Origin of the sequence: Veillonella parvula, assembly GCF_945949885.1 — a bacterium.
Lineage (GTDB): Bacteria > Bacillota > Negativicutes > Veillonellales > Veillonellaceae > Veillonella > Veillonella parvula_B.
The window spans coordinates 53,611-75,416 of record NZ_CAMFFZ010000003.1 but is presented as its reverse complement, the minus strand read 5'-3'; the positions used below and the strand labels follow the sequence as shown (position 1 = coordinate 75,416).

The window sequence follows — 21,806 nt, the reverse complement described above, 5'->3', positions numbered from 1 at the left end:
ATTCTATCTATTATTCCAAAACAGACTTCAACACTCTTGCATTCAATACAACACGGCTTACAATCGGTACAACACGTCTTACATTCGATACAATACGTCTTACATTTACTACAATAAAATAAAAAAACTACGTCTAGCAAAGTCTATTGTACTTACAGTTAAATTAAAGTTACTTTTAGTAAGCTTTACTTTATGTAACCTCTACTTTACTTTTTGTAAAATATACTTTACCTTTTGTCAAATCGATTATACTTCTTTTATTTTTATATTGCAAGCACAAATTAAAAATTCATGTTTTCTTTAAATTATTTGACATAAAAGAATGGCATTTCATATCTATCGTATATCAAAAACAAAAACTCTCTTTATAGCAGAACTATAAAGAGAGTTAATATTATCAATATTATTGACTACATCATAGCCTACATCGCACTAGTCATAAGTAGTTTATCTACCAAGAACCAGAGTACAAAGATAGCGCAGAATAGTCCTGCAGTTAGTCCCATAGATGGCGTAGTATCAATAAGACCTAATTCACGGGCCATTTGTTTTGTTACAACCACTTGACCTGTAGGAGGACCAAAGCGATTTGATTGGCTTTCACCAGGTAGAGCCATAAGGATCAACAGGATAATGGTCCCTACCACCGGGATAAAGCCAATAAATACGAGGCCCCCTGATCGGCCTTGATCGTGTAAGCGTCGTACTGAAACGGCTACACCAGGAATAACCATAATCACGGACAAAAGAACAAGAATGACCAAGCCAAAACCTACGCCTACTACACTAGATAGTGGGCTAATATAGCTCAAAAAAGCACAGGTAAACAGAATGGCCACAAACAACAATTGATAGACTAACAAGAAATGCCAATATTCACTACGACTTGCACGACCATCAAAATCAGCATATTTATAAACCAAACATTGTTTAAAGTTTTCAATCAAGCCTAGATTATATTTATCTAACGAGATTTGTGGCCTACTAACATGCCCACATTCCGGGCAGTAACAATCTGTTTTCAACACTTCATGTCCACAATAGGGACAAGATTTCATAATAAACTCCTTCTAGTTACAAACAGGAATCAGCAAAGATTACGAAGTCCTGCTGTACTTAACACATATAACAACTTAGATATTTTTTATTTATTAATATCTATATTTTTGAATTCATCTAAAATTCATTTTACTACAAAGTGTTATATTGTCTATAAAGGAGATGTTAAACTTTTATAAAATAAAATAATGAGATTGTTAATAAATGCAGATCTTTATTACATATATCCATTCCCATTAATACCATACCATAATATCTCTCTAATGATATCAGCAATAATAATAGATTGGATAATAAAGATAGCAATCCCCATCGCCCAATCTTGGCGAGGGGATGGAGTTTCTTCTAGTCCTGTAGCCTTGCTAACCTCAGGAGTAATAGGTGTATATCCGGTTCTTTCACCATATGAATTCTCTCTTTGATCGCCACGACGCAATTCGTAAATGAGAAATATAAAGAATCCTATAACAGGAATAAATGAGATTAGCTGCGTCCAACCACTCCGGCCAATATCATGCATACGCCGCGCTGTGATAGCTATATTGGGAACTATAAAGAAAAGGGATACCCCTACAGCAACATTATCGATAAGCGCTTCATAATTAGGGAAGCCCAAGATACTACAAAGTAAAGCTAAAATGCCAAGTAATCCTTGTATCAATGTAACGCCTGCCACGAATCGCCAATATTCACTACGGCTAACACGGCCGTTAAAATTGGCATAATTTCTAATGCCTAATTTGAAGGCATCAGTATAGTTCAAATCATATATATTTATGGTTGACATAACCTAATCCTCCTCCACGGCTTCAATAGCAACAATGTCCCAGCCTTTGCCTTCATTATGCAAACGAACTAATAGAGGCTCTAGATTATCTTCAAAGGTAACGGTAAAGCCCATATAGTTTACAACAATATCATCATCTTGGTCTTGAGAAACATAGTCAAGCTGTATCGCTTTCACCTTAGGAACCTCTTCCTTAGTCATGGCTTGTTCCCATAGTTCAAAGGTACCATATCGTTCCATAGCACGAACGCTCAAATAACAATATGCACCATGATAATCCTTTTTGTTGAGGGCTTCATAATAATTACTTACCACAGTACGCCCCTCTGTTGTAGCCGTTTCACTTTGTAAAAGACGATTTGCTTGTTTCGTTAACGAACTAGGTTCTAAATTGCCATAAGCAGTCTCCTCTACTATAAAATTATGATTAATCATTGTACTACCCGTACTAATAGCTAGGCAGCCTAATACTAATATAGCCACAATAAAGAGGCCCGATACGGAACGTTTTTCCTCTAATCCATTAGATACAGGTGATGTGCGCTTACAGAATAGATACAATAATGCAAGCCAGCCTAAAATAGGAACCAAAAGCAAAATCATCAATGTTGGATCATTATTAGAGTCTCGTAACCGTCTTGCCATTAGCATAATCTTCGGCAAGCATAACAGGATGGACAATACAAATAATACACCGCCACCAATAGAGACAGCATAAAGAAATCCGTACGGTATGTAGGTTGCAAGACCTGTAATACATATAATTAAGCCATATACAAAGGATATGGCACTTATGGTGAGCCAAAAATCGGCTGTATTGGTACGTCCCTTACTGTTTGCATAGTTTTCCACTAGCTCACGATAGAGGATTTCGTATACTCTCTGTTTCATAAAGCTCCTACTATAATCTTAGATAATATTAGATAATAAACATATATAGATATTCCTATTATACTATGATTTATCAACTTATTTGATTCATTTTTTATTCATAAAATTTACCTATACTACAGATATATTTCTTACAACTAAAATTTGTACAATTAATTATGCAGGAGATAATTATGAAAGCTAAATTAATGAAAGCAGTAGCCTTGGCCAGTTTAGGTACCTTCTTAACAGTTGGTATTGGTGCCAATGTAGCCCAAGCCAAAGATTATCACTTCAAAATCGGTGAAAACCATCGCATGGTAAAAAATGATGATGGCACAGTAGATAGCAGCGATCATCCATGGTACAAAGTAAATGATAAAAAGAAAAAGCACAGAAAGCATAGAATATCTGAACGTGAAAAGCATGATAAAAATGCAACAGCAAAACGCAGCGAACGACATCAACGTTCTGAATCCTCTAATGACTAAGCCTTGTGCATAATACATATTACTAGCCCTAAAAATACAAAACTAAATTAACCAACCAATGAAAAGGACGTTATCCATTGTATAACGTCCTTTTGTGTTATCACCTATATAATTTTTCCCAAGGCTATATGAGTTATTATGTTATGCGCCAGCCTTTAGAACAGCTTGTTTCATGAATTGTACGTAATCAAACAACGCTTGATCCGCATGTTCACCGTGTTCTGCCACGATTTTAACGATGGCAGAGCCTACGATAGCACCGTCGGATACGCGCGCCATAGCTTCCGCTTGTTCTGGCTTAGAGATACCAAAACCAACAGCTACCGGGATATCCGTATATTTGCGAATCATTTCAACAATGGATTTAATATCCGTCTTAATTTCACTGCGCATGCCTGTAACGCCAAGTGAGGATACACAGTATACAAAGCCTTCTGCGTCTTTGGCGATCATTTCGATGCGGTTTTCAGATGTTGGCGCAATTAAGGATACAACTTCAACACCATGCTTATGAGCCACACTAGCGAGCTCGCCTTTTTCTTCAAACGGCATGTCTGGTACGATAACACCAGAGATTCCCACCTCTTCACAGAGGGTAAAGAATTTTTCACGACCAAATACGTAAATAGGATTCAAATAGGTCATGAATACGAGCGGTATAGTCACCGCATCATCACCTGTACGCAGACGACGCACCATATCGAAGATATCATTGATTTTTACGCCTGTAGATAATGCGCGTGTACTTGCTTCTTGGATAACTGGGCCTTCCGCTGTGGGATCGGAGAAAGGAATACCGATTTCCACCATGTCTGCACCGGCTTTCACCATAATGCGAATATAACGTTCTGTATTTTCAATACCGTGGTCACCAGCACTAATGAACGGGATGAATGCCTTGCCCTTTGTGAAAGCGTCTTTAATTTTACTCATGAAGATTCACCCCTCTATATTTCGCCATAGCCGCTACGTCTTTGTCACCACGACCAGATAAACAAATAATAATGATATCGTCCTTGCTCATAGTAGGAGCAATTTTACGTGCATGTGCCACCGCATGAGCACTTTCAATCGCAGGAATAATACCTTCCAAGCGAGATAAATATTCAAAGGCATCTACTGCTTCGTCATCTGTAACAGGCACATATTCAGCACGACCGCTATCGTGCAAGTACGCATGTTCAGGACCGATGCCAGGATAATCGAGACCTGCAGAAATAGAATATACTGGAGCAATTTGACCGTCTTCATCTTGGCAGAAGTAGGATTTCATGCCATGGAAGATACCAACAGAACCTTTTGCGATTGTTGCTGCATGTTCCTCTGTATCGATGCCGCGACCTGCTGCTTCACAACCGATGAGACGAACCCCTTCATCTGGAATAAAGTGATAGAACATGCCCATCGCATTGGAGCCGCCACCTACGCAAGCCATAACAGCTGTTGGTAATTTGCCTTCTGCTTCAAGGATTTGCTCACGCGCTTCGCGGCTGATAATAGATTGGAAATCACGAACGATCATAGGGAATGGATGGGCACCCATAACGGAGCCCAATACATAGTGCGTATCGGACATGCGGTTTGTCCATTCGCGCAACGCTTCGGAAACCGCATCTTTCAATGTGCTAGTCCCTGTTGTTACAGGATGCACCTTTGCACCTAGCAATTCCATACGATATACGTTAAGTGCTTGACGTTCACAGTCCTCTGCACCCATGTATATTTCGCATTCCATGCCCATCAATGCAGCGATAGTAGCCGTTGCCACGCCGTGTTGACCTGCCCCAGTTTCAGCAATAACGCGTGTTTTACCCATCCGTTTTGCCAATAACATTTGGCCGATTACATTATTCAACTTGTGAGAACCAGTATGGTTTAAGTCCTCTCGTTTTAAATAAATTTTGGCTCCTCCAAGGTCCTTTGTCATACGGTCCGCATAGTATAACAGGGATGGGCGACCTGTATATTTTTTATGTAAATCCTCAAGTTCATGTACGAAATCAGGATCATCTTTGTACTTATTGTACGCCTCTTCCAATTCGATAACTGCATTCATCAATGTTTCTGGCATAAATTGGCCCCCAAAGGAGCCAAAATAGCCATGTCTTTGTTCACTCATATAACTTACCTTTCTATATACCATTCCTGCTAGCACGCCATACTATGGCATTGCTATTGTTCTCACAATGTTGGTGAAAGCTTTTATCTTCTCATCGTCCTTCACGCCTTCTGTTTCAATGCCGCTACTGATATCGATGCCGTATGGTCGAACCGTACGAATGGCACGCGCCACATTGGTGCTATCTATACCACCAGCGAGCATAAACGGTCGTTCAAACTCATCTAAGTAAGACCAGTCGAATACTTCACCCGTACCGCCTCGCTCGTCTTTGTAATATGCATCAAACAAGAGCATATCAGCACTGCTATCAATCCATTTTTCTGCATCTGCAGCACTGCGGATTTGAACAGCCTTCCAAACCTCTACATTAGTACGTTCTTTTAAGGATTGGATGAAAGCTTCATCTTCATCACCGTGCAATTGCACCGCATCAAGATTTACTTCTGTGGCAATCGTAACGAGATTTTCTAGTGTTTCATTGACAAAAACGCCTACCGTTTTAATAAATTCTTGTACTACATCATTACTCCATTGTATGACATCTCTGTTATATCGATTTGCATATTGTTTGTGTAGCTCACTTACTAAAATCTTAGCTTGATCTACAGTGACTTGTCGTTTACTTGGTGCAAATACAAGGCCCATGTAATCAGGCTGTGCCTCTACTACAGCAGGGATTGTTTCCACCTTGGAGATTCCACACATCTTAACCTTTGGTGTGTAGTAGGTTGGACCATAAAGATATGCTAATTTCTCCACTTTATTGGGAGAGCGCATGAAGGTTTCCCCCATCAAGGCTACGCCGATATTGTTATCCCGCAATACTTGGATATCCTCCGGCGTTTCTAGCCCGCTTTCAGATACGAAGATCACATCGTCTTGCACGAGATTGCGCAAGCGCACACTATTTTGTACATCTACAGTGAAGTCCTTGAGGTTACGATTGTTAACGCCAATAATGCGGGCACCGCAATCGATAGCCATTTGTACCTCATGTTCATCATGCGCCTCTACCAAAGAGGATAAGCCAAGAGAATCAGCTAACTCACGGAACTTTGTCAGCGTAGGCACATCGAGGCATGCACAGATTAATAGGATTGCACTAGCGCCCCATACCTTTGCTTGGTAGATTTGGTATTCATCGATGATAAAGTCCTTACGAAGCACAGGAATTTTTACGGTGCTTGCAATTTCTTGCAAATATTTTTTATCACCCTTAAAGAAATCAGGCTCCGTCAAAACAGAGATAGCCGCAGCACCAGCCACTTCATATTCTTTGGCGATCTCTAAATACGGGAAGTGCTCTGCTATGATGCCTTTTGATGGAGATGCCTTTTTCACTTCACAAATGAAATTGAAATCTTGCTGACGAAGAGCTGCTTCAAAAGAAAATCCTGTATCAGATGGTAATGCTAAAGCCGCTGCTTTCACAGACTCTGGAGATTCCACCTGTTTTTCTTGGGCTACCCGAATTTTGGTCGCCTCTATAATCTTATCTAAAATCAATGGTTACACCTCTTGAGTTGCTTTCACAAACTGTTCCATTGTAGCAAGCGCCTTGCCAGAGTCGATCATATGTTTCGCCTCTTCAATGCCCTCTGCTAATGTAATACCATCTTTTGCAAGGTAAATCGCCATGCCAGCATTGAGAAGAACTGCGGTACGTTTACCGCCTTGCTCACCACCGAGAACGCGGCGTGTAATCTCAGCATTTACTGTTGCGTCGCCACCTTCAAGCTCAGTTTTATCAGCGTATTCGAAACCATAGTCCTTAGGATCGAATTCGTAACTTGTGAAAGTACCATTATTAATTTCGCATACGTACGTTTTGTTGATAGCTGTAATCTCATCAAGGCCGTCGAAGCCATGTACCACAGCACCGCGTTTCACGCCAAGGTTAGCCAATACGCGAGCCAATGGTTCTACCAAGGATTTATCATAAACACCCATCAACTCCACAGTAGCTCCTGCTGGGTTTGCCAAAGGTCCAAGAATATTAAACACAGTGCGCACGCCCAAAGCCTTACGTACAGGACCTGCATATTTCATAGCTTGGTGATACACAGGAGCAAACATGAAGCACATATTTGCTTTATTAAGAACCGCTTCGTTTTGCTCGCCGTTAAGCTCTAATTTAGCCCCCAACGCTTCGATCAAATCTGCAGCGCCACATTTACTAGATACACTACGGTTACCATGCTTTGCTACAGGAATACCTGCTGCGGAAATGATGAAACCAGACGTAGTGGAAATGTTGAACGTATTAGCCTCGTCACCACCAGTACCTACGATTTCCACAACAGTGCCATTATGAAGCACGGAGCCAGCCTTCTCGCGCATAACCTCAGCGAACGCCGTAACCTCATCTACAGTAGGACCTTTTGCAGCAAGGGCGCACAAAAAACCAGCCATAGGAACCTCGGGTACATCACCGCTCATAATTTTGTTCATTGTATCTTTAGCAAGGTCGTAGGATAAGTCCTGACCGTGCGTTACTGCATATAATGCGTCTTTAATCATTTATATCTCCTTTTGAGGATATCTATTAAATTGATGCCATATCTACCTAGTCGGAAACGATTGGGTCATGCCCTCCAAGTGGCCACTTGGAGTTCCGAAAGACCTTATTTCTGCCTTACCGTACTAGTAACTAATAATAGCCCCTCGAATACAAAACAATGGTTATTTTTCTAAGAAATTGCGAATCATTTGTTCCCCGTTTGGTGTCATGATGGATTCCGGATGGAATTGGACTCCATAAATCGGGTAGTCTTTGTGTTCCACGCTCATTACTTCGCCGTCATCGGTAACAGATGTAACGATGAGTTCGCTTGGCATAGTTTCGTCGATAATCGCCAAGGAGTGATATCGTGCGACTTCGAATTGTTCAGGCAACCCCTTAAGGATTTTGGATGGATGTACTTGTTTCGCCACGCTTTGTTTGCCATGCATCACTTGTTTAGCGTAGGAAACGGTACCGCCGAATACTTCGCCGATGGCTTGGTGTCCCAGGCATACGCCGAGGATTGGGAATTCCCCTTTGCATTCGTGCAAGAGGTCTTCGTACACGCCCGCATCAGCTGGTCTACCAGGACCTGGTGAAAGTATCACATAGTCCGGTTTCAACGCACGGATTTCTTCAACTGTTAATTCATCGCTGCGGATGACTTTAATATCTGGATCGATAGAGCCTACTAATTGATATAGATTAAAAGAAAAGCTATCGTAATTATCTATAAGGAGTACCATTATTCTACCTCCTGTGCATTTGTAATTGCGGAAATCATGGATTGGCCCTTGATCAAGGTTTCATTAAACTCGCTTTCAGGAACGCTATCTCGAACGATGCCTGCACCAGCACGAACATATACCTTGCCACCTTTATTCATAGCCATGCGGATACCGATACATACGTCCATGTTACCAGAGAAGTCGATATAACCTACGGCGCCGCCGTATACGCCGCGTGGGCTTTTTTCAAGTTCATGTAAAATTTCAATAGCACGAATCTTAGGCGCCCCAGACAATGTGCCTGCCGGCAATGTAGCACCGATAGCATCGAGTGCATCTTTGCCGTCTTGCATGTCGCCGCTTACAGTAGATGTAATATGGATGACATGGGAGAAACGTTGCAACATATGTAACGCTTCTACTTTTACGGAACCAAACTTAGAGATTTTACCTAAATCATTACGGCCAAGGTCAACGAGCATATTATGTTCAGCCAATTCTTTTTCATCGTTAATGAGTTTTTCCTCAATGGCAAGGTCCTCTGCTTCGTTTTTACCGCGACGCATCGTACCTGCAATTGGGAAGGTGTACATTTTACCATCTGTCAGTTTTACCAAGGTTTCTGGAGAAGCACCTGTGAGCTCTACATCGCCGCCAGATAGGTAGAACATGTATGGAGATGGATTTAAAGTACGCAACACGCGGTATGCATTTAACAAGCTACCTTCAGACTCGGCTTCGCGGCGGTTAGATACAACACATTGGAAGATATCCCCTTCCTTGATGTAATGCTGCGTCTTTTTAACAACGGCTTCAAACTCATCCTTTGTAAATTCAGAGGTAAACTCTGTTTTAAGGATGCCTTTTGGAACATCCGCCTCTTTGCCGTTTACAACGAGATCAGTAAGAGTTTTCAGTTCGAGCTCAGCCTTGTTGTAGTTGCGTTCTAAATCATTTGTGCTGATGTTAGCGATTAAGTAAATTTTATTTTTGTAATGGTCAAAAGCGATAACCTTATCAAAGAGCATAAGGTCTACATCGTTTACCATGGCAGAGTCATCATCCGGTGTTGGAAAATCCAATGTTGGCTCGATGTAGCGAATATATTCACATGCGAAGTAGCCTACAAAGCCGCCTGTAAAAGTTGGTAACTCTTCTAAACGAGGACTTTTATATTGACTCAAAATATTGCGAATCTCTGCAGCTGGATCAGAGCACTCAAAGGTACGTGTCGTACCGTCTTTGATGGTCATTTTATGGTTTTTGCAGAATAGCTCAATCTTAGGATCATAGCCCAAGAAAGAGTAACGGCCCCAATGATTACTATTATCCGCACTTTCAAGCAAGTACGTATGACTGCTCACTTGTTTTAACGCTTTCAACACACTAATCGGTGTGCGTACGTCGGATAAAATTTCCATATATACAGGCACGATATCGTAGCCCGGTGCGATAGCTTTCACACGGTCAAGACTAGGGAAAATCATGAGAACCTCCATCTGGCATTTGCCAATAAAAAAACTCGCCCATGACAACATAACGTCAAGGACGAGTTTATAGTTCTATTCTTATACAATTATTAGAAAATATTTGTATTGTGCTATAAATCGCGGTACCACCTTGTTTGAATGCAGTGCATTCCCCTTTCGCAGGATACTAACATATCCCTCACGACTAACGCTCGTGTGACGTCGCACCATACTAGGAATGACTGTGAAAGTTCATTCTGTTCCATGCGCCCTCGGTGGTCCATTTAATAAGCTGCGTACTACGGGTTCTCAGCTAATCCCGCTCTCTGTGAGTGCATTTCCTATTTTTATCTCCACCTCATCGGTTTCTAACAGGCGAGTATAAAATTATAATCTGATTATAATGTTTCTATAGAATGAAAGTCAAGGAATTTTAATTATCTAATACCAATCTCCCATAAATAAGCCAATCAACCGATGCCACAATTTTCTTAAAGCATCCGTATATTTATAAGATTTTATTGGCAAACTACATATCTTTAATTTTCCTTGCTTATACTTTCAATACATTCTTTTGCCTCACAACTAGTGTCTAATACAACAATCAATCACTATTCGGAAATAGTATAACTTCGCAAACATGAATCTCCTGTTCTCTCATTAACAATCAACAATACTAAATAAGAAAAATCTTTATCATGTATTAACACGGCTCCATAACAAGCTTCATTATTAGCATAAATTTTCTTTATCCTATTTTTTGTATTACTTATACTGGTTAGGACTATAGTAAATTCATTTATGGCAACAAAATAATCACCATTTATATCAAATCGATACCATTTACTATATTCCATCGGGAATTTATAGACAAGCCTATTATCCTGATATATCTCAATATCCTCCTCATATACTATCCATTTATTATCTATAAAGCCAATACTATTTGCACCTCTAAATTCACGTTCCCAATTCCTATATAAAGTGAGTTCATTACAAGAAGATAGTTTATCAATAGCTATGAAACTTAAATTATTATCAACAAAGTCCCACTGTATCATGAGAGAACTGGAAAATATGCTAATAGACCCTGATTTAAATACAGAAAAATACAAAATATAAATGCATTCACTCTCAAAATCATACTTTATGAACTGTGAATAATGTCTATTTAAATCAATGTACCATAATCCTGCTTCTAAATGGAGTACAATTCTATTATTTTCAGAGTCTACAAAACTATTTAAAATTATAACCTTTGTATTATCTAGTATATAAGAGTCAACATACTCTAATTGAGGAGTGTAAATTATTACGCCTCTATAATCATCATTAACAATAACATAGTCTTGTGTCCTATTAATAAAATATAAATCATTTTGTTTAAGTGCGATTTTTATTTCATTTACTAAATTAATATCCATAACTCCTCACCCATCAACATCATTTATTTATCTCAAAATTAATTTGATAAATTTTACCAAGATAAAAAAAACTAATTGCTATTAAATCTGCTTCCACTATCTTAAATTTTTGTCTAATTTTCGCCCTGAAACTTTATTGCTAAAATTCATTTCTCCAGTCTGAGGATCCATAGTTCCTATATGATTACCATTCTTATCAAAAACTTCTATTTCGGCAGCCCTTCCAAAATGTTTAGTATCACGATAATAATAATGCTCATCTTTTTTATAAATAGCCGCCCCTTTAAATGATTTATTTGTACGCTCATATTCACCATTACTTAAAATTGTTTCTGAATCTAGTGGCACACGATTTTCTTTAATATATGGAGCATCTTCATCACGTTGAAGTTTAGGCTTCTCACTCGAGGTATTTCTATTAGATTTAGAAAACAACGCGATATCATTACCAATTTGAGAAGTCGATTTATTAACAAGAGAAATTCCCGCTGCAGTTTGTGCTACTGAGGCTGGTATTAATGCACTTGATCCTCCCAATGTTGGAATAGACCCAACTGTTAACACTCCAGTTTCTGCAGCTCCTGATATGGTAATGCCTGTTCCACCTACAATGCCTAAAGAATCACCTAAAACACGTCCACCATAATAATATTTATTATATCTTGGTTCAATGCCAAAAGATTGTTTAAAACTCGAAAATGCATCAGAAGAAAAAACATCAATTACACCTGAAGAAACATCTGCACCTTTTATAATATTCGACCATGCATTTCCCTGAGAAACTCTAAGTCTATTAAAGTGATATAAAACATTCTCATCAAATTCATCTGTTCCCTCCTTATACCCTTCCAGTCGACTTATTTTCTTTGCAATACTTAGATTCATAGCGTTAATTTCAAATTTTATCTGTTCTGATAAAGACTCACCACCTTTAAGCGGTACAGCCTCTACATTAATATTATGTAATTTAATTTCACCTGTACTACTATCTAATGTAAATGCATGATCAAGACCGCTCTCATATACATTTCGTTCACGTTTATAAGCTAAAAATTTATTAAAATCTACATAGTCAGAAATTGTCTTAAAATATTTTGACCAAATTCTTTTTGATTCCTTTTTATATTCTTGCTCTTGTTGATCATCAATTTTCTTCCATTTGGCTATAACCAGAGCTTTTTCCTCCGCCGTCTGTGCCTGATTAAGTTCTAACCTATACTGTTTTTCTTGCACATGTGTCAAGTAGTTATTCTCAGTAGCACTAACCGCAATGCTGCCACCTAACTGAGAGCCAATAACAACTTTACCCAAAATAAGACTAGCCAACTTATGCACATCGGACGTATCATTGTACTCACCTTGTTTACCATATTTTCTTAATTCATTCGACAAGGCTTTAGTCATCATTTCATTAAGAGTCGCTGTTGTAAAACCTTGTTTAATATTGCCAGCAGCCATATTAGAAATAGTAGCACCAAAAACACCATGTAAAGCAACCTTATAAATTCCGCCTTCATCCCATTGTTTAGCTTTATCTCTATATTTTTGAGCCAACACATCATCATTTACTGCATCAGCAGCCTCGGCTAAGCTAATATACTTTTTTTGTTGGCTAACCGCTATATCCCCAATCACCCTATATCCCTGATTAGAAATCTTAGTCAACAGAATTTGCTTTTCTTCTACTTTCTTCTTATCAAAGATTGGTGCCAGTGTATTGAGTGCATGTTCTGTATCATGATTGATTTTTTCTAACGATTCTTTTTCAACAAGTTCAATAATGCCTTCACTAATAGCCGAATGTGTAGTAGATTTTGCACTGCCTTTTACAGGGATACCCATATTAGGACTACCTGTAATTCCTAATGGATTATTCTTAGTTCGTTTAGTCGTTGACAAACTATAGCCGGAGGTTTTTGCAGAATAGGATGCCTCATTTTGAATATCCTTCATTTCTAATGACTTAGAAGATAGTTTATTCTTAGATGTATCCGAACTTCCTTTTATTATAACACCGGTAAGTGTAGTCGCATTGCCTACTTGTACATGGTATCCACCTTCACCGGCATAAATCCCCGCTTGGTCTGTCACACTAGCATAATGACTATCCGTAGTTCCTTTACCATTTTCAAATCCTATAAGAGCAGGGCCATTCATACCATACGATACAGATAAGCTTTTGTTCCGACTATTTTTATGATAATCATGTGTATCTTGTAAGCTTTCAATACGTAAATCATTACCTGCATTAGTTACAACCGTATTACCGGTTATTTTAGAACCAAGGATATCCGTATTGTTACCGGATGTTGCAGTCGCCAGTTGTCGGCCTCTAATCACCGTACCGGTATGTGTGGTAAGCGTTTCAACACCCTTTTCTTTACCTTTAAATACATTCGCATCAAGACCGATAACCCCATTACCATGAGGGCTGATAGTAGCGCCCACAGACCAGCCGGATTGCGTATAGTCATTTCTTTGTATGCTTGTATTCGTACCGGCATCTAAACGAATACTATTCTTCGCATTAATATGTACTTCCGGTGCATCAATTGTGGAACCGGTAATATGTACATTACCGGTATTAGATGTTTCTCCTGTTCCCGTAACGGTAACTTTCGCGTTACTTCCGATTGAACTTCCCACATATTGTGCCTGATCAAGTTCACTCGTTTGTTTATATTGACTGGACCCGATACCGACTTTAATATTAAATAATCTGTCATGTTTAGCCTGTTGCACTTTATATGCATTCTGTTTGTTTTGAACTTTCTCTACCGCCGGATCTATACCATCAAAATCATGAGTCGCCAATCGATATGAAATATTTCTTTCAGCAGCACTATCCAGTACCGCTTTCTCATTATCCAATAGCCGCATCGGTTGCAAGGACTTATACGCTTTCACATCATTATAAGCATGCTTAGCTGCATTCGCTAACTCGCCATATTCAAAAGCGGACAATGCAGAACTTTGCCGATTATGAGCTTTCTTGCCTAATTGTTGTGCTGTATTAAGAGAACTTACAACACTTCCGCCTACGCTAACGGTTAAACCGGATCGTTTTTCCTCATGACTTTGTACCTCATGTGTTACATTATGCTTGCCATCAATAGTTACATCAGAAGCTGTTAACTCTGCCGGTTGATTACTAAAGTAATTTGTCGCTGTGCTATGAATTGAATTTCCCGCATTCACCGCTACATTGCCTTTAGAGGAAGCAATATTTGTAGCCACCTGATTCGTATATTTTCCATCCAGTGTATCCGTTACTTTTTTACTGCCTATGGTAAAGCCTATACCGGCACTCATCAAACCTGTTTTCTTGCTGTGTTCATAGATATCATCGCGCTGTCTTTCTTCACCGGAATCTGTACGCACATCATGTCCCGCAGTAATATTTACATCCTTCGTACCCAATACATTAGCCCCCGTTAAGGACACATCATGGTTGGCTTTCATATCAATAGCATTGCCACCGATGGTTGAAGATAAAACACCCGTATGTTCATGATCAGTACGTAGCGTACGCACTGTTTTAGATAATAAGCTCTTTTCCTTATACTTAATACCATATTCATCACGGCTATAGCTTTCACCGGGTGTCACATTCACATCATGTCCGGCTGCCATCGTCGTTGTACCCTGCTCACTATTCACAACACCATTACGAACAGATACATCATGACCGGCACGAATAGCCACATCACCATCACCTAGAACGGTCGTACCTAATTCAGTACGACGTTCCGTACGGTTATAATTATCGCTGTTGACGGTCATATCTTTTTTCGCAGCCAGCTGTTCCGTACCGAGATTCACATCATGGCCGGCCGTGATGTCCATCGTTGTATTAGCACCGCCATGAACCAAGGCCCCTTTGAGATGTATATCACGATTGGCGGCAATAGATAATTGTCCGCCCGGTTCAGATACACCTACTGTACCTTGACGACGAACTACATCCTGATTCGACAAAGCCTTAACACGAGCGCCCACATTCACATCCCGACCTGCACTCACCACAACGTGTGTATCGCCATGAATAGCCCCCGTAGTATTCACATCCTGCTTCGCTGCAACCGCCACAGTACGTCCGTCAATCGTACCGGTATTATGGATATTCTGTCCATTCAATACAATGGTATCGGCAGTCATCACACCTTGGTTTTGTATATCAGCATCGGTCTCGCTTACAATCGTGCGACCACTGATGAGACCGCCCATAGCATTCAGACTCTTTGCAGATTGTTTCGCTAAGTATACTTTTGGATAGAGAACTTGCTGTTCTTTACCATTGACAACCATCGTTTTCGTTTCGAGCCATACCATGTCCGTTGTAATCGCCTGCATTTGTGCATCAGACAAGGTAATCCCCGGTGTTAAATGAAACTGTTTGCCATAGGCAATGCCCGCCTCAAGAAGCGCTTTATACTCCATCTCATTATCTGTATAACCGGTCAAATATTGGCGACCGGTAGCAGCGAGAATCTGCTGATTCACCAATTGTTGTTCGTAAAACCCATCACCTAATCGCTTAAGACGACGGTCAGGGTCCTGATTAAGGGCATCAATCATATATTGAGAGGATAAAAATTGTTTGCGATCTGTGAAAGCCGGATCTGTCTCTACCAATGCATTGGCGGTAATCTCCGGATGAATTCTGTATAGTGACTCCGTAGGTAATGACAGCCCGTCAATCATACCGCTACGCTTACCATTTCCTTTTCCTAAACCATACGGATCTAAACTATCATTCACCTTAGCAATGGTTGAAGTCGACAATGCATCCTCCGCATGGTCTTTGATAACACCAATAGGTTTAACATTCTGTTCGGTAACAAACGGAGTCATAAACACTTCGGCATTCCAAGCGCGACGACGTTTATGTCCTATACCATGCGACTTTCTGACCCGCCTAGTATAACTTTCCTGCGTTGTACCTGTAGAAATTGTTTTCTCACTGACTTCATCAGATTGATTATCTATCTTACCGCTAGTACGTACAGTTCCACCGGCTACGATACGACTATTTGTATTATGGATAGCTCCGGATACAGTCATATCACCTCCACTGCTGATGACTCCGGGATCATCATGGGTAATGTCTGTATGGGTCTGTTCAGTTTGACTACGAATGATAGTAAACTTATGAACACGATTTTCATCCTTATCCATTTCTTTGTTATACGCTTCATCCTTTTCACTATGTACCGGTATAACACGAGGCGTACCGTATCCACTACTATCATCGGCATATGGGAACTCCGATTTGTCAAATACTTGCCCTTCCAGTTTATGATTTGGATCATTCACTTTAAGCTTATCCGGGTTCTTAGTCACACCGTCAGAAACTCGTTTAGCCCCAAATGCCGCATTCTCATTCTTTACCACAGGCGCATCAATTGTCATAGCCCCTGCGGACTTAATGGTAGCCCCGGTATTCGTCAAGTCCTCTTTAGCTGTCACTCGCATGGAGCCACCGCTATATATAAGCCCTCGGCCTTCATTTGTTACATGCTTCGCTTCAACATCGACCGCTTTACGCCCTGCTATAGTAGCTGACTTATGTGTTGCAAACTCTGTTTCGATAGTGTTCAACTGTATTTGTGCATCATCATATGCTTTTGTGAGATTTTGAATGCGTTGTTTGTGAGCCTCTAACTCTTCCTGTGTTTTGTACCCGGTTATATCCGCATTCCATTCATCATCAAGTGCTTTCTTTGCCGCTTTTAATGCGTCTCCGGCTGTATGATAGCGTACTTCTAATTCGCGATTTGTATGGTTATTCACCTGATTCGCTTTAATAGATACAACATCCCCATACACACGTCCACCATCATGATTATCTACCGTGCCCGCTTCCACATGTGTAGTACCACCGGAATTAATAAGACCTGCGTTATCTACTGTCGTTTGGCTGTCTACAGTAGTACCTGCATCACCTTGTACAATTCCGGACCGGCCTACCGCAACGGCTTGACCGGTTATAGCCGTATTGCCATTACTCGTCACACCACCACTTACAATAATGCGGCCGTCACTCGTAATATTCGTGGCTTTTGCACTACTGACTACACCTTTTACATTCACACCAAGTCCGGTATTACTTCCTTTCATGGTAATAGCATTGGCATACATGCCACCGATAGCCGCCACATCCAAGCCAACTTGATTGGACGTGCCTATGCGCTGTGTATCTAACGTATTCGCATCCACAACATTCTTGCCGGTACGAACATCCGCCTCATTTGCCCATACACCGGCATTAATGTGGGCCGCTTCCGTTAAAATCTGTAATGCATTAGCCCCTTTGGCGTTTAACCCTTTTCCATTAACTGATACCGCACCTTGTTCTACACGATAAGTTTGAATATTACCGTCCCCATTGAACTCTGGTTTCCCTGTCGTCAATACAGCACGATCTGTATTAATAAACCCGCCGCCATCGACACTGATACCATTCGGATTCGCCACCACAACAGATGCCTTTTGTCCTGCTACCTCAAGAAACCCTTTCATAGCAGTTGGATTGGTAGAAGTTACCTCATTAAGAATCACACGTGCCACACCACGAGCCATATTAGCATTACCCGGTACATAACCGGCGAGCGTAGTATTGGACATACCATACGAATTATTTAAAATAGTCCCGGACTCAGGCACATTAAACTTCGTATAATCGTTGCGAGATACACCCCCAGCCGTAGGACCTGTTACATTAACTAGTGTCACACCATTACCGGCCTGAGTGACTTGAGCCTGACGGTCTTGAGGGGCCTGGCGATCCACTTCAATCGGATGTTCCGCATACGAAAAAGGCATCACAACAGGATCCACAACCAATAATCCCATCGTGAGCCATATAGCAATTTTATATTGTAATGATTTCTGTTTCATACAATTCTCCACACATAATAACACACTATACGTTATATATCATGGCGGCATACACTATAGCATACCGCCAGTTCAAAATACATAACGACTACTGAACAAATACAATTGCATTCACACATATACAACTATATTGTCAATGCTTAAAATCGAATGCCGGCTTGGAACCCGGTCGTTACATGATCAGTTACATATCCGCTCGGTTTATATAAAGGGACTCCAACAAAAGCATCATAAAACAAACCGGACTTAAATTGACCGCGTATACCTAATGCTGTACCGGCTATAAATCGTCCTGTTAATATATCCGTACTAGGCCCATATACTGCACCGACATCTAAATTAACATATACACTGGAATGAATACGAGGAATATAGCTAGCCACTTCATTCCGTACATACCAACCGCTTTCACCTAAAAGCGTTCGTTCCCCATCAAAACCTTGTACCGTATAGCGATTCCCAATACTCATCATATCCCGAGAAAATAACCGCTTACCGCCTAAGGTCCATTGACCGTGAAAGGATGTAGTAATGCTGGCCGGACGATGTCCCCACCGACGTGGTATTTGATAATCTACATCGGCAAGAATTTGGGTAAATCGAGTGCTAGGTGCACCCCCGCCAAAATCAGGCTGGGAGCCGAACCAACCTACACCTTGCTTAACGCCTATACGAGAGTATACTGTATTTTGCTTTATATAGCGCCGTTCCGACACCCCCACTTCCACAGCGGCCGTATCAGCCCGTTGTACAGCAATATCCACATCATTAATGTAATTATGTGAATTACGTTTGCGGATACTCACATCCCAACTACGTTTAGTCGTTCGATTGCGATGGAATACATGCTGCCAAGTACCTCTAACGGATTTCACTCGACTGGAACTAATCACAGGCCCCACTATAGACTGAATCGATTGATGATACGATAAATTACTATATCCGATACTAAAGGTATCCTTACCACGTGGAATAGAATAGCTGATGCTATGGTTTTTCGTTCCCTTTACATACCCTTCATTGGCACCATCATGATTAGCACTGATACGCAATACATCGTTAGCATTAAAAAGTCGATCAACACCAATAGACGCATTCCATTGCAGTTTACCCGTATCCTTCATTCCCGAGTCATCCACAGAAATAACACCATGAATCGGTGGGCGTTTCGTTGTTTGTAAAATAATACGGGAAGATAGCGGTCTGGTTCCCGGCTCCAGCTCAATCGACACATCTTGGGAGCCGATTCGTTTCATCTGTTCCAGCCCTTGTTCAATATCCCGAATATTCAATATATCCCCTGGACGTAACGGAAATGCATTTTCCCATGGTAAATGGGGACTCTTTTCTTTATATACAACAGATTCTATACGGCCTACCTGCAAATTAAATTGTAGCTGACCTGATGCTAACGACTGTGCAGGAATGCCAATTCGTGACGTGATATACCCATGAGAAACTAATGCCAGATTTAGCCGTTCTGCTAATGTATTAATATCCTCAATAGTCATTTTCCGATTGACAAACGGACGTGCCGTTTTACTTAAAAATGAAAACTCCTTAGGTACATCCAGGACTAACGATGTACGCTGTGCTTCATAAAACAAAGGGCCTTTTATTAGACGCGTACTCGCCGGCACACTGTTATCCAGGAAAGTGGTGGTCTCCATTGTAGAGGCTGCAATAGAATCACGGGATATAACGGTTTCCTCATGTATCGGCTCCTCCACAATGCGAATATGAGACACAAAAAAAGAGGGTCCTACCTGTACTGGCTGCTCTGCCGGTATAGTATGACCATCTGATAATGTACTTGACGATGCTATAGCATCCTCTTGTAAATGTATACGTTCCTCTCCTAGCCGCGCCTCTCTCGCTATCTGTTCTTCTTTTGCCCGTTCCAACGGTTCCATTTGATCCATAATTTGTGCTTGTATGGATAATGGAAGACTCATTACAGCTGTAATTCCCAGCAATAGTTGTCTATATTTCATAAAACTCTCTTTCTATAACCATAGTATACACATTCTGTAATTATTATATGGTGATTATTTCATGAAATCAAATGAGATATACATGAAGTTACATTTATATAAATCTCATCGATTGATATTGTTTTCTCTTAAAAGATAGTAGTATACTGACAATAAATGTATCATGAAGATATTTCAATACATCCACACATATTTACCATTCAATACTAAAGGAGGATCTGCATGGAAACGTGGAAACGTACGGTGTATATAAGTTTAATATGTGTATTCTGTACATCCTTTGGGGTGAGCCAATTAGCACCTATTCTCCCTCTGTATTTTCATGATTTAGGAGTTCAAACGCCATCGGCTATGTCTCTCTGGTCAGGTTTAGCAACCGGTGCAACCTATTTAGTCGTATGTTTAGTGGCACCCTTTTGGGGGCGTGTAGCCGATAAGAAAGGTCGTAAAATCACATTAATACGATCTAGCTTTGGTATGGCTTTATGTAATTTATTGCTCGCCTTTCAAACAACACCTGAAGGGGTTGTAATCATTCGTCTCATACAAGGTTTAGTGAGTGGTTTTTATTCTGCAACCATTACATTAATAGCGTCAGAGTCCCCCATCGAACGAACTGGCTGGGCACTTGGCCTATTAGCTTCGGCCAATCTAGCGGGCTCTCTAATTGGACCTTTATTAGGCGGATATATTGCGGATACCATAGGTATTCGTAATGGCTTCATCTTAGTTGGCATTCTCATGGGTTTTGCAGGTTTGCTAGCTACTATTTTTATCCATGAAAATTATGTACCAAAGCCTAATGTTGAAAAACTGTCTTTTAGCAAGCTAAAAGAACAAATTCCTGAATTTAATAGTATTGTAGCATTGTGTATAGCATCATTTATTTATGCTATATGCATCATGTCCTTACAACCTGTTATCTCCGTATATATCAAAGGTATTGTTCCGAGCAACACTGAAAATCTAGCATTTATTGCAGGCGCTGTCTTCTCAGCTATGGGTATTGCTCAATTGATAAGTAGTTCACCGCTCGGTAAATTAGTTGATAAAATCGGGCCTCGCAAGGTATTAGTCGTATCTCTTATTTATGTAGGCTTATTTAACATCCCTCAAGCCTATGTTACTGATGTTTACCAATTAGCACTTATTCGATTTTTACAGGGCTTCGGCCTAGGTGGTATGTTACCGGCATTAAACACCTATCTCTCTTCAAAAACGCCTCGTGAGTTTACGGGCCAAGTATTCTCCTACAACCAATCAAGTTTATTTCTTGGCTATTTCTTAGGTGCTGTTGGTGGTGCAAGCCTAATGGCTTGGCTAGGTTTTACTACCTTATTCTGGGTAAGTGGTGGTCTATTTATAATCTCTGCTCTTTGGATTGGTTTAAAGCTTAAATAAAACGTATATAAAACAAAAGAAAACCCTTCTATGTATCTGAGTAATAACAGTTATATAT

General features: G+C 40.4%; 14 protein-coding genes. 2 read left to right on the top strand and 12 right to left on the bottom strand.

Annotated features, from left to right (window positions below; genetic code table 11):
- Positions 1-422: 422 nt before the first annotated feature.
- The 3 genes from Q7O55_RS02020 to Q7O55_RS02010 all read right to left on the bottom strand — a co-directional run bounded on the left by Q7O55_RS02020 (position 423) and on the right by Q7O55_RS02010 (position 2,737).
- Positions 423-1,058 carry a DUF805 domain-containing protein gene (locus Q7O55_RS02020; RefSeq protein ID WP_303927920.1) on the bottom strand — a complete coding sequence of 212 codons (636 nt, stop codon included), beginning with the start codon at positions 1,056-1,058 and terminating at the stop codon, positions 423-425.
- Positions 1,059-1,276: 218 nt separating this feature from the next.
- Complete coding sequence (locus tag Q7O55_RS02015; RefSeq protein ID WP_303927918.1) at positions 1,277-1,846, bottom strand: DUF805 domain-containing protein; 570 nt, start codon at positions 1,844-1,846, stop codon at positions 1,277-1,279.
- A 3-nt stretch (positions 1,847-1,849) separates the two neighbouring features.
- Positions 1,850-2,737, bottom strand: coding sequence for a DUF805 domain-containing protein (locus Q7O55_RS02010; RefSeq protein WP_303927916.1), 888 nt, complete (start codon positions 2,735-2,737; stop codon positions 1,850-1,852).
- A 173-nt stretch (positions 2,738-2,910) separates the two neighbouring features.
- Here Q7O55_RS02010 and Q7O55_RS02005 point away from each other — a divergent pair, with 173 nt between their 5' ends.
- Positions 2,911-3,207, top strand: coding sequence for a hypothetical protein (locus tag Q7O55_RS02005; protein WP_303927914.1), 297 nt, complete (start codon positions 2,911-2,913; stop codon positions 3,205-3,207).
- A 141-nt stretch (positions 3,208-3,348) separates the two neighbouring features.
- On the opposite strand, the gene trpA is transcribed toward Q7O55_RS02005, so the two are convergent.
- From trpA to Q7O55_RS01960, 9 genes are all read right to left on the bottom strand, one after another.
- Positions 3,349-4,140, bottom strand: coding sequence for a tryptophan synthase subunit alpha (gene trpA / locus Q7O55_RS02000; protein WP_303927912.1), 792 nt, complete (start codon positions 4,138-4,140; stop codon positions 3,349-3,351).
- Entirely contained in the window at positions 4,133-5,326 is a 1,194-nt protein-coding gene (gene trpB, locus Q7O55_RS01995) for a tryptophan synthase subunit beta (RefSeq protein ID WP_303927911.1), read from the bottom strand. Before trpB ends, trpA begins: the two co-directional genes overlap by 8 nt.
- A 42-nt stretch (positions 5,327-5,368) precedes the next feature.
- Positions 5,369-6,835, bottom strand: a complete 1,467-nt coding sequence (gene trpCF, locus Q7O55_RS01990) for a bifunctional indole-3-glycerol-phosphate synthase TrpC/phosphoribosylanthranilate isomerase TrpF (RefSeq protein ID WP_303927909.1) — start codon at positions 6,833-6,835, stop codon at positions 5,369-5,371.
- Positions 6,836-6,838: 3 nt separating this feature from the next.
- The gene (gene trpD, locus Q7O55_RS01985; protein WP_303927908.1) at positions 6,839-7,849 is read right to left on the bottom strand and encodes an anthranilate phosphoribosyltransferase; all 1,011 of its coding nucleotides are present in this window, start codon (positions 7,847-7,849) and stop codon (positions 6,839-6,841) included.
- A 162-nt stretch (positions 7,850-8,011) separates the two neighbouring features.
- Positions 8,012-8,578 (bottom strand): aminodeoxychorismate/anthranilate synthase component II, encoded by a 567-nt coding sequence (locus Q7O55_RS01980; RefSeq protein WP_303927907.1) that lies wholly within the window; start codon positions 8,576-8,578, stop codon positions 8,012-8,014.
- Positions 8,578-10,047: an anthranilate synthase component I family protein gene (locus tag Q7O55_RS01975; RefSeq protein WP_303927906.1), complete on the bottom strand. Its 1,470-nt coding sequence runs from the start codon at positions 10,045-10,047 to the stop codon at positions 8,578-8,580. The genes Q7O55_RS01980 and Q7O55_RS01975 overlap by 1 nt, the downstream gene beginning before the upstream one ends.
- 593 nt (positions 10,048-10,640) lie before the next feature.
- The gene (locus Q7O55_RS01970; protein ID WP_303927905.1) at positions 10,641-11,453 is read right to left on the bottom strand and encodes a hypothetical protein; all 813 of its coding nucleotides are present in this window, start codon (positions 11,451-11,453) and stop codon (positions 10,641-10,643) included.
- A gap of 96 nt (positions 11,454-11,549) precedes the next feature.
- Entirely contained in the window at positions 11,550-18,353 is a 6,804-nt protein-coding gene (locus Q7O55_RS01965) for a hemagglutinin repeat-containing protein (RefSeq protein ID WP_303927904.1), read from the bottom strand.
- 140 nt (positions 18,354-18,493) lie between these two features.
- Positions 18,494-20,347 (bottom strand): ShlB/FhaC/HecB family hemolysin secretion/activation protein, encoded by a 1,854-nt coding sequence (locus Q7O55_RS01960; protein WP_303927903.1) that lies wholly within the window; start codon positions 20,345-20,347, stop codon positions 18,494-18,496.
- Between the two features lie 222 nt (positions 20,348-20,569).
- Here Q7O55_RS01960 and Q7O55_RS01955 point away from each other — a divergent pair, with 222 nt between their 5' ends.
- A complete protein-coding gene (locus Q7O55_RS01955) occupies positions 20,570-21,748 on the top strand; it encodes an MFS transporter (RefSeq protein ID WP_303927902.1) in 1,179 nt (392 codons plus the stop codon).
- The last annotated feature ends 58 nt before the right edge of the window (positions 21,749-21,806 follow it).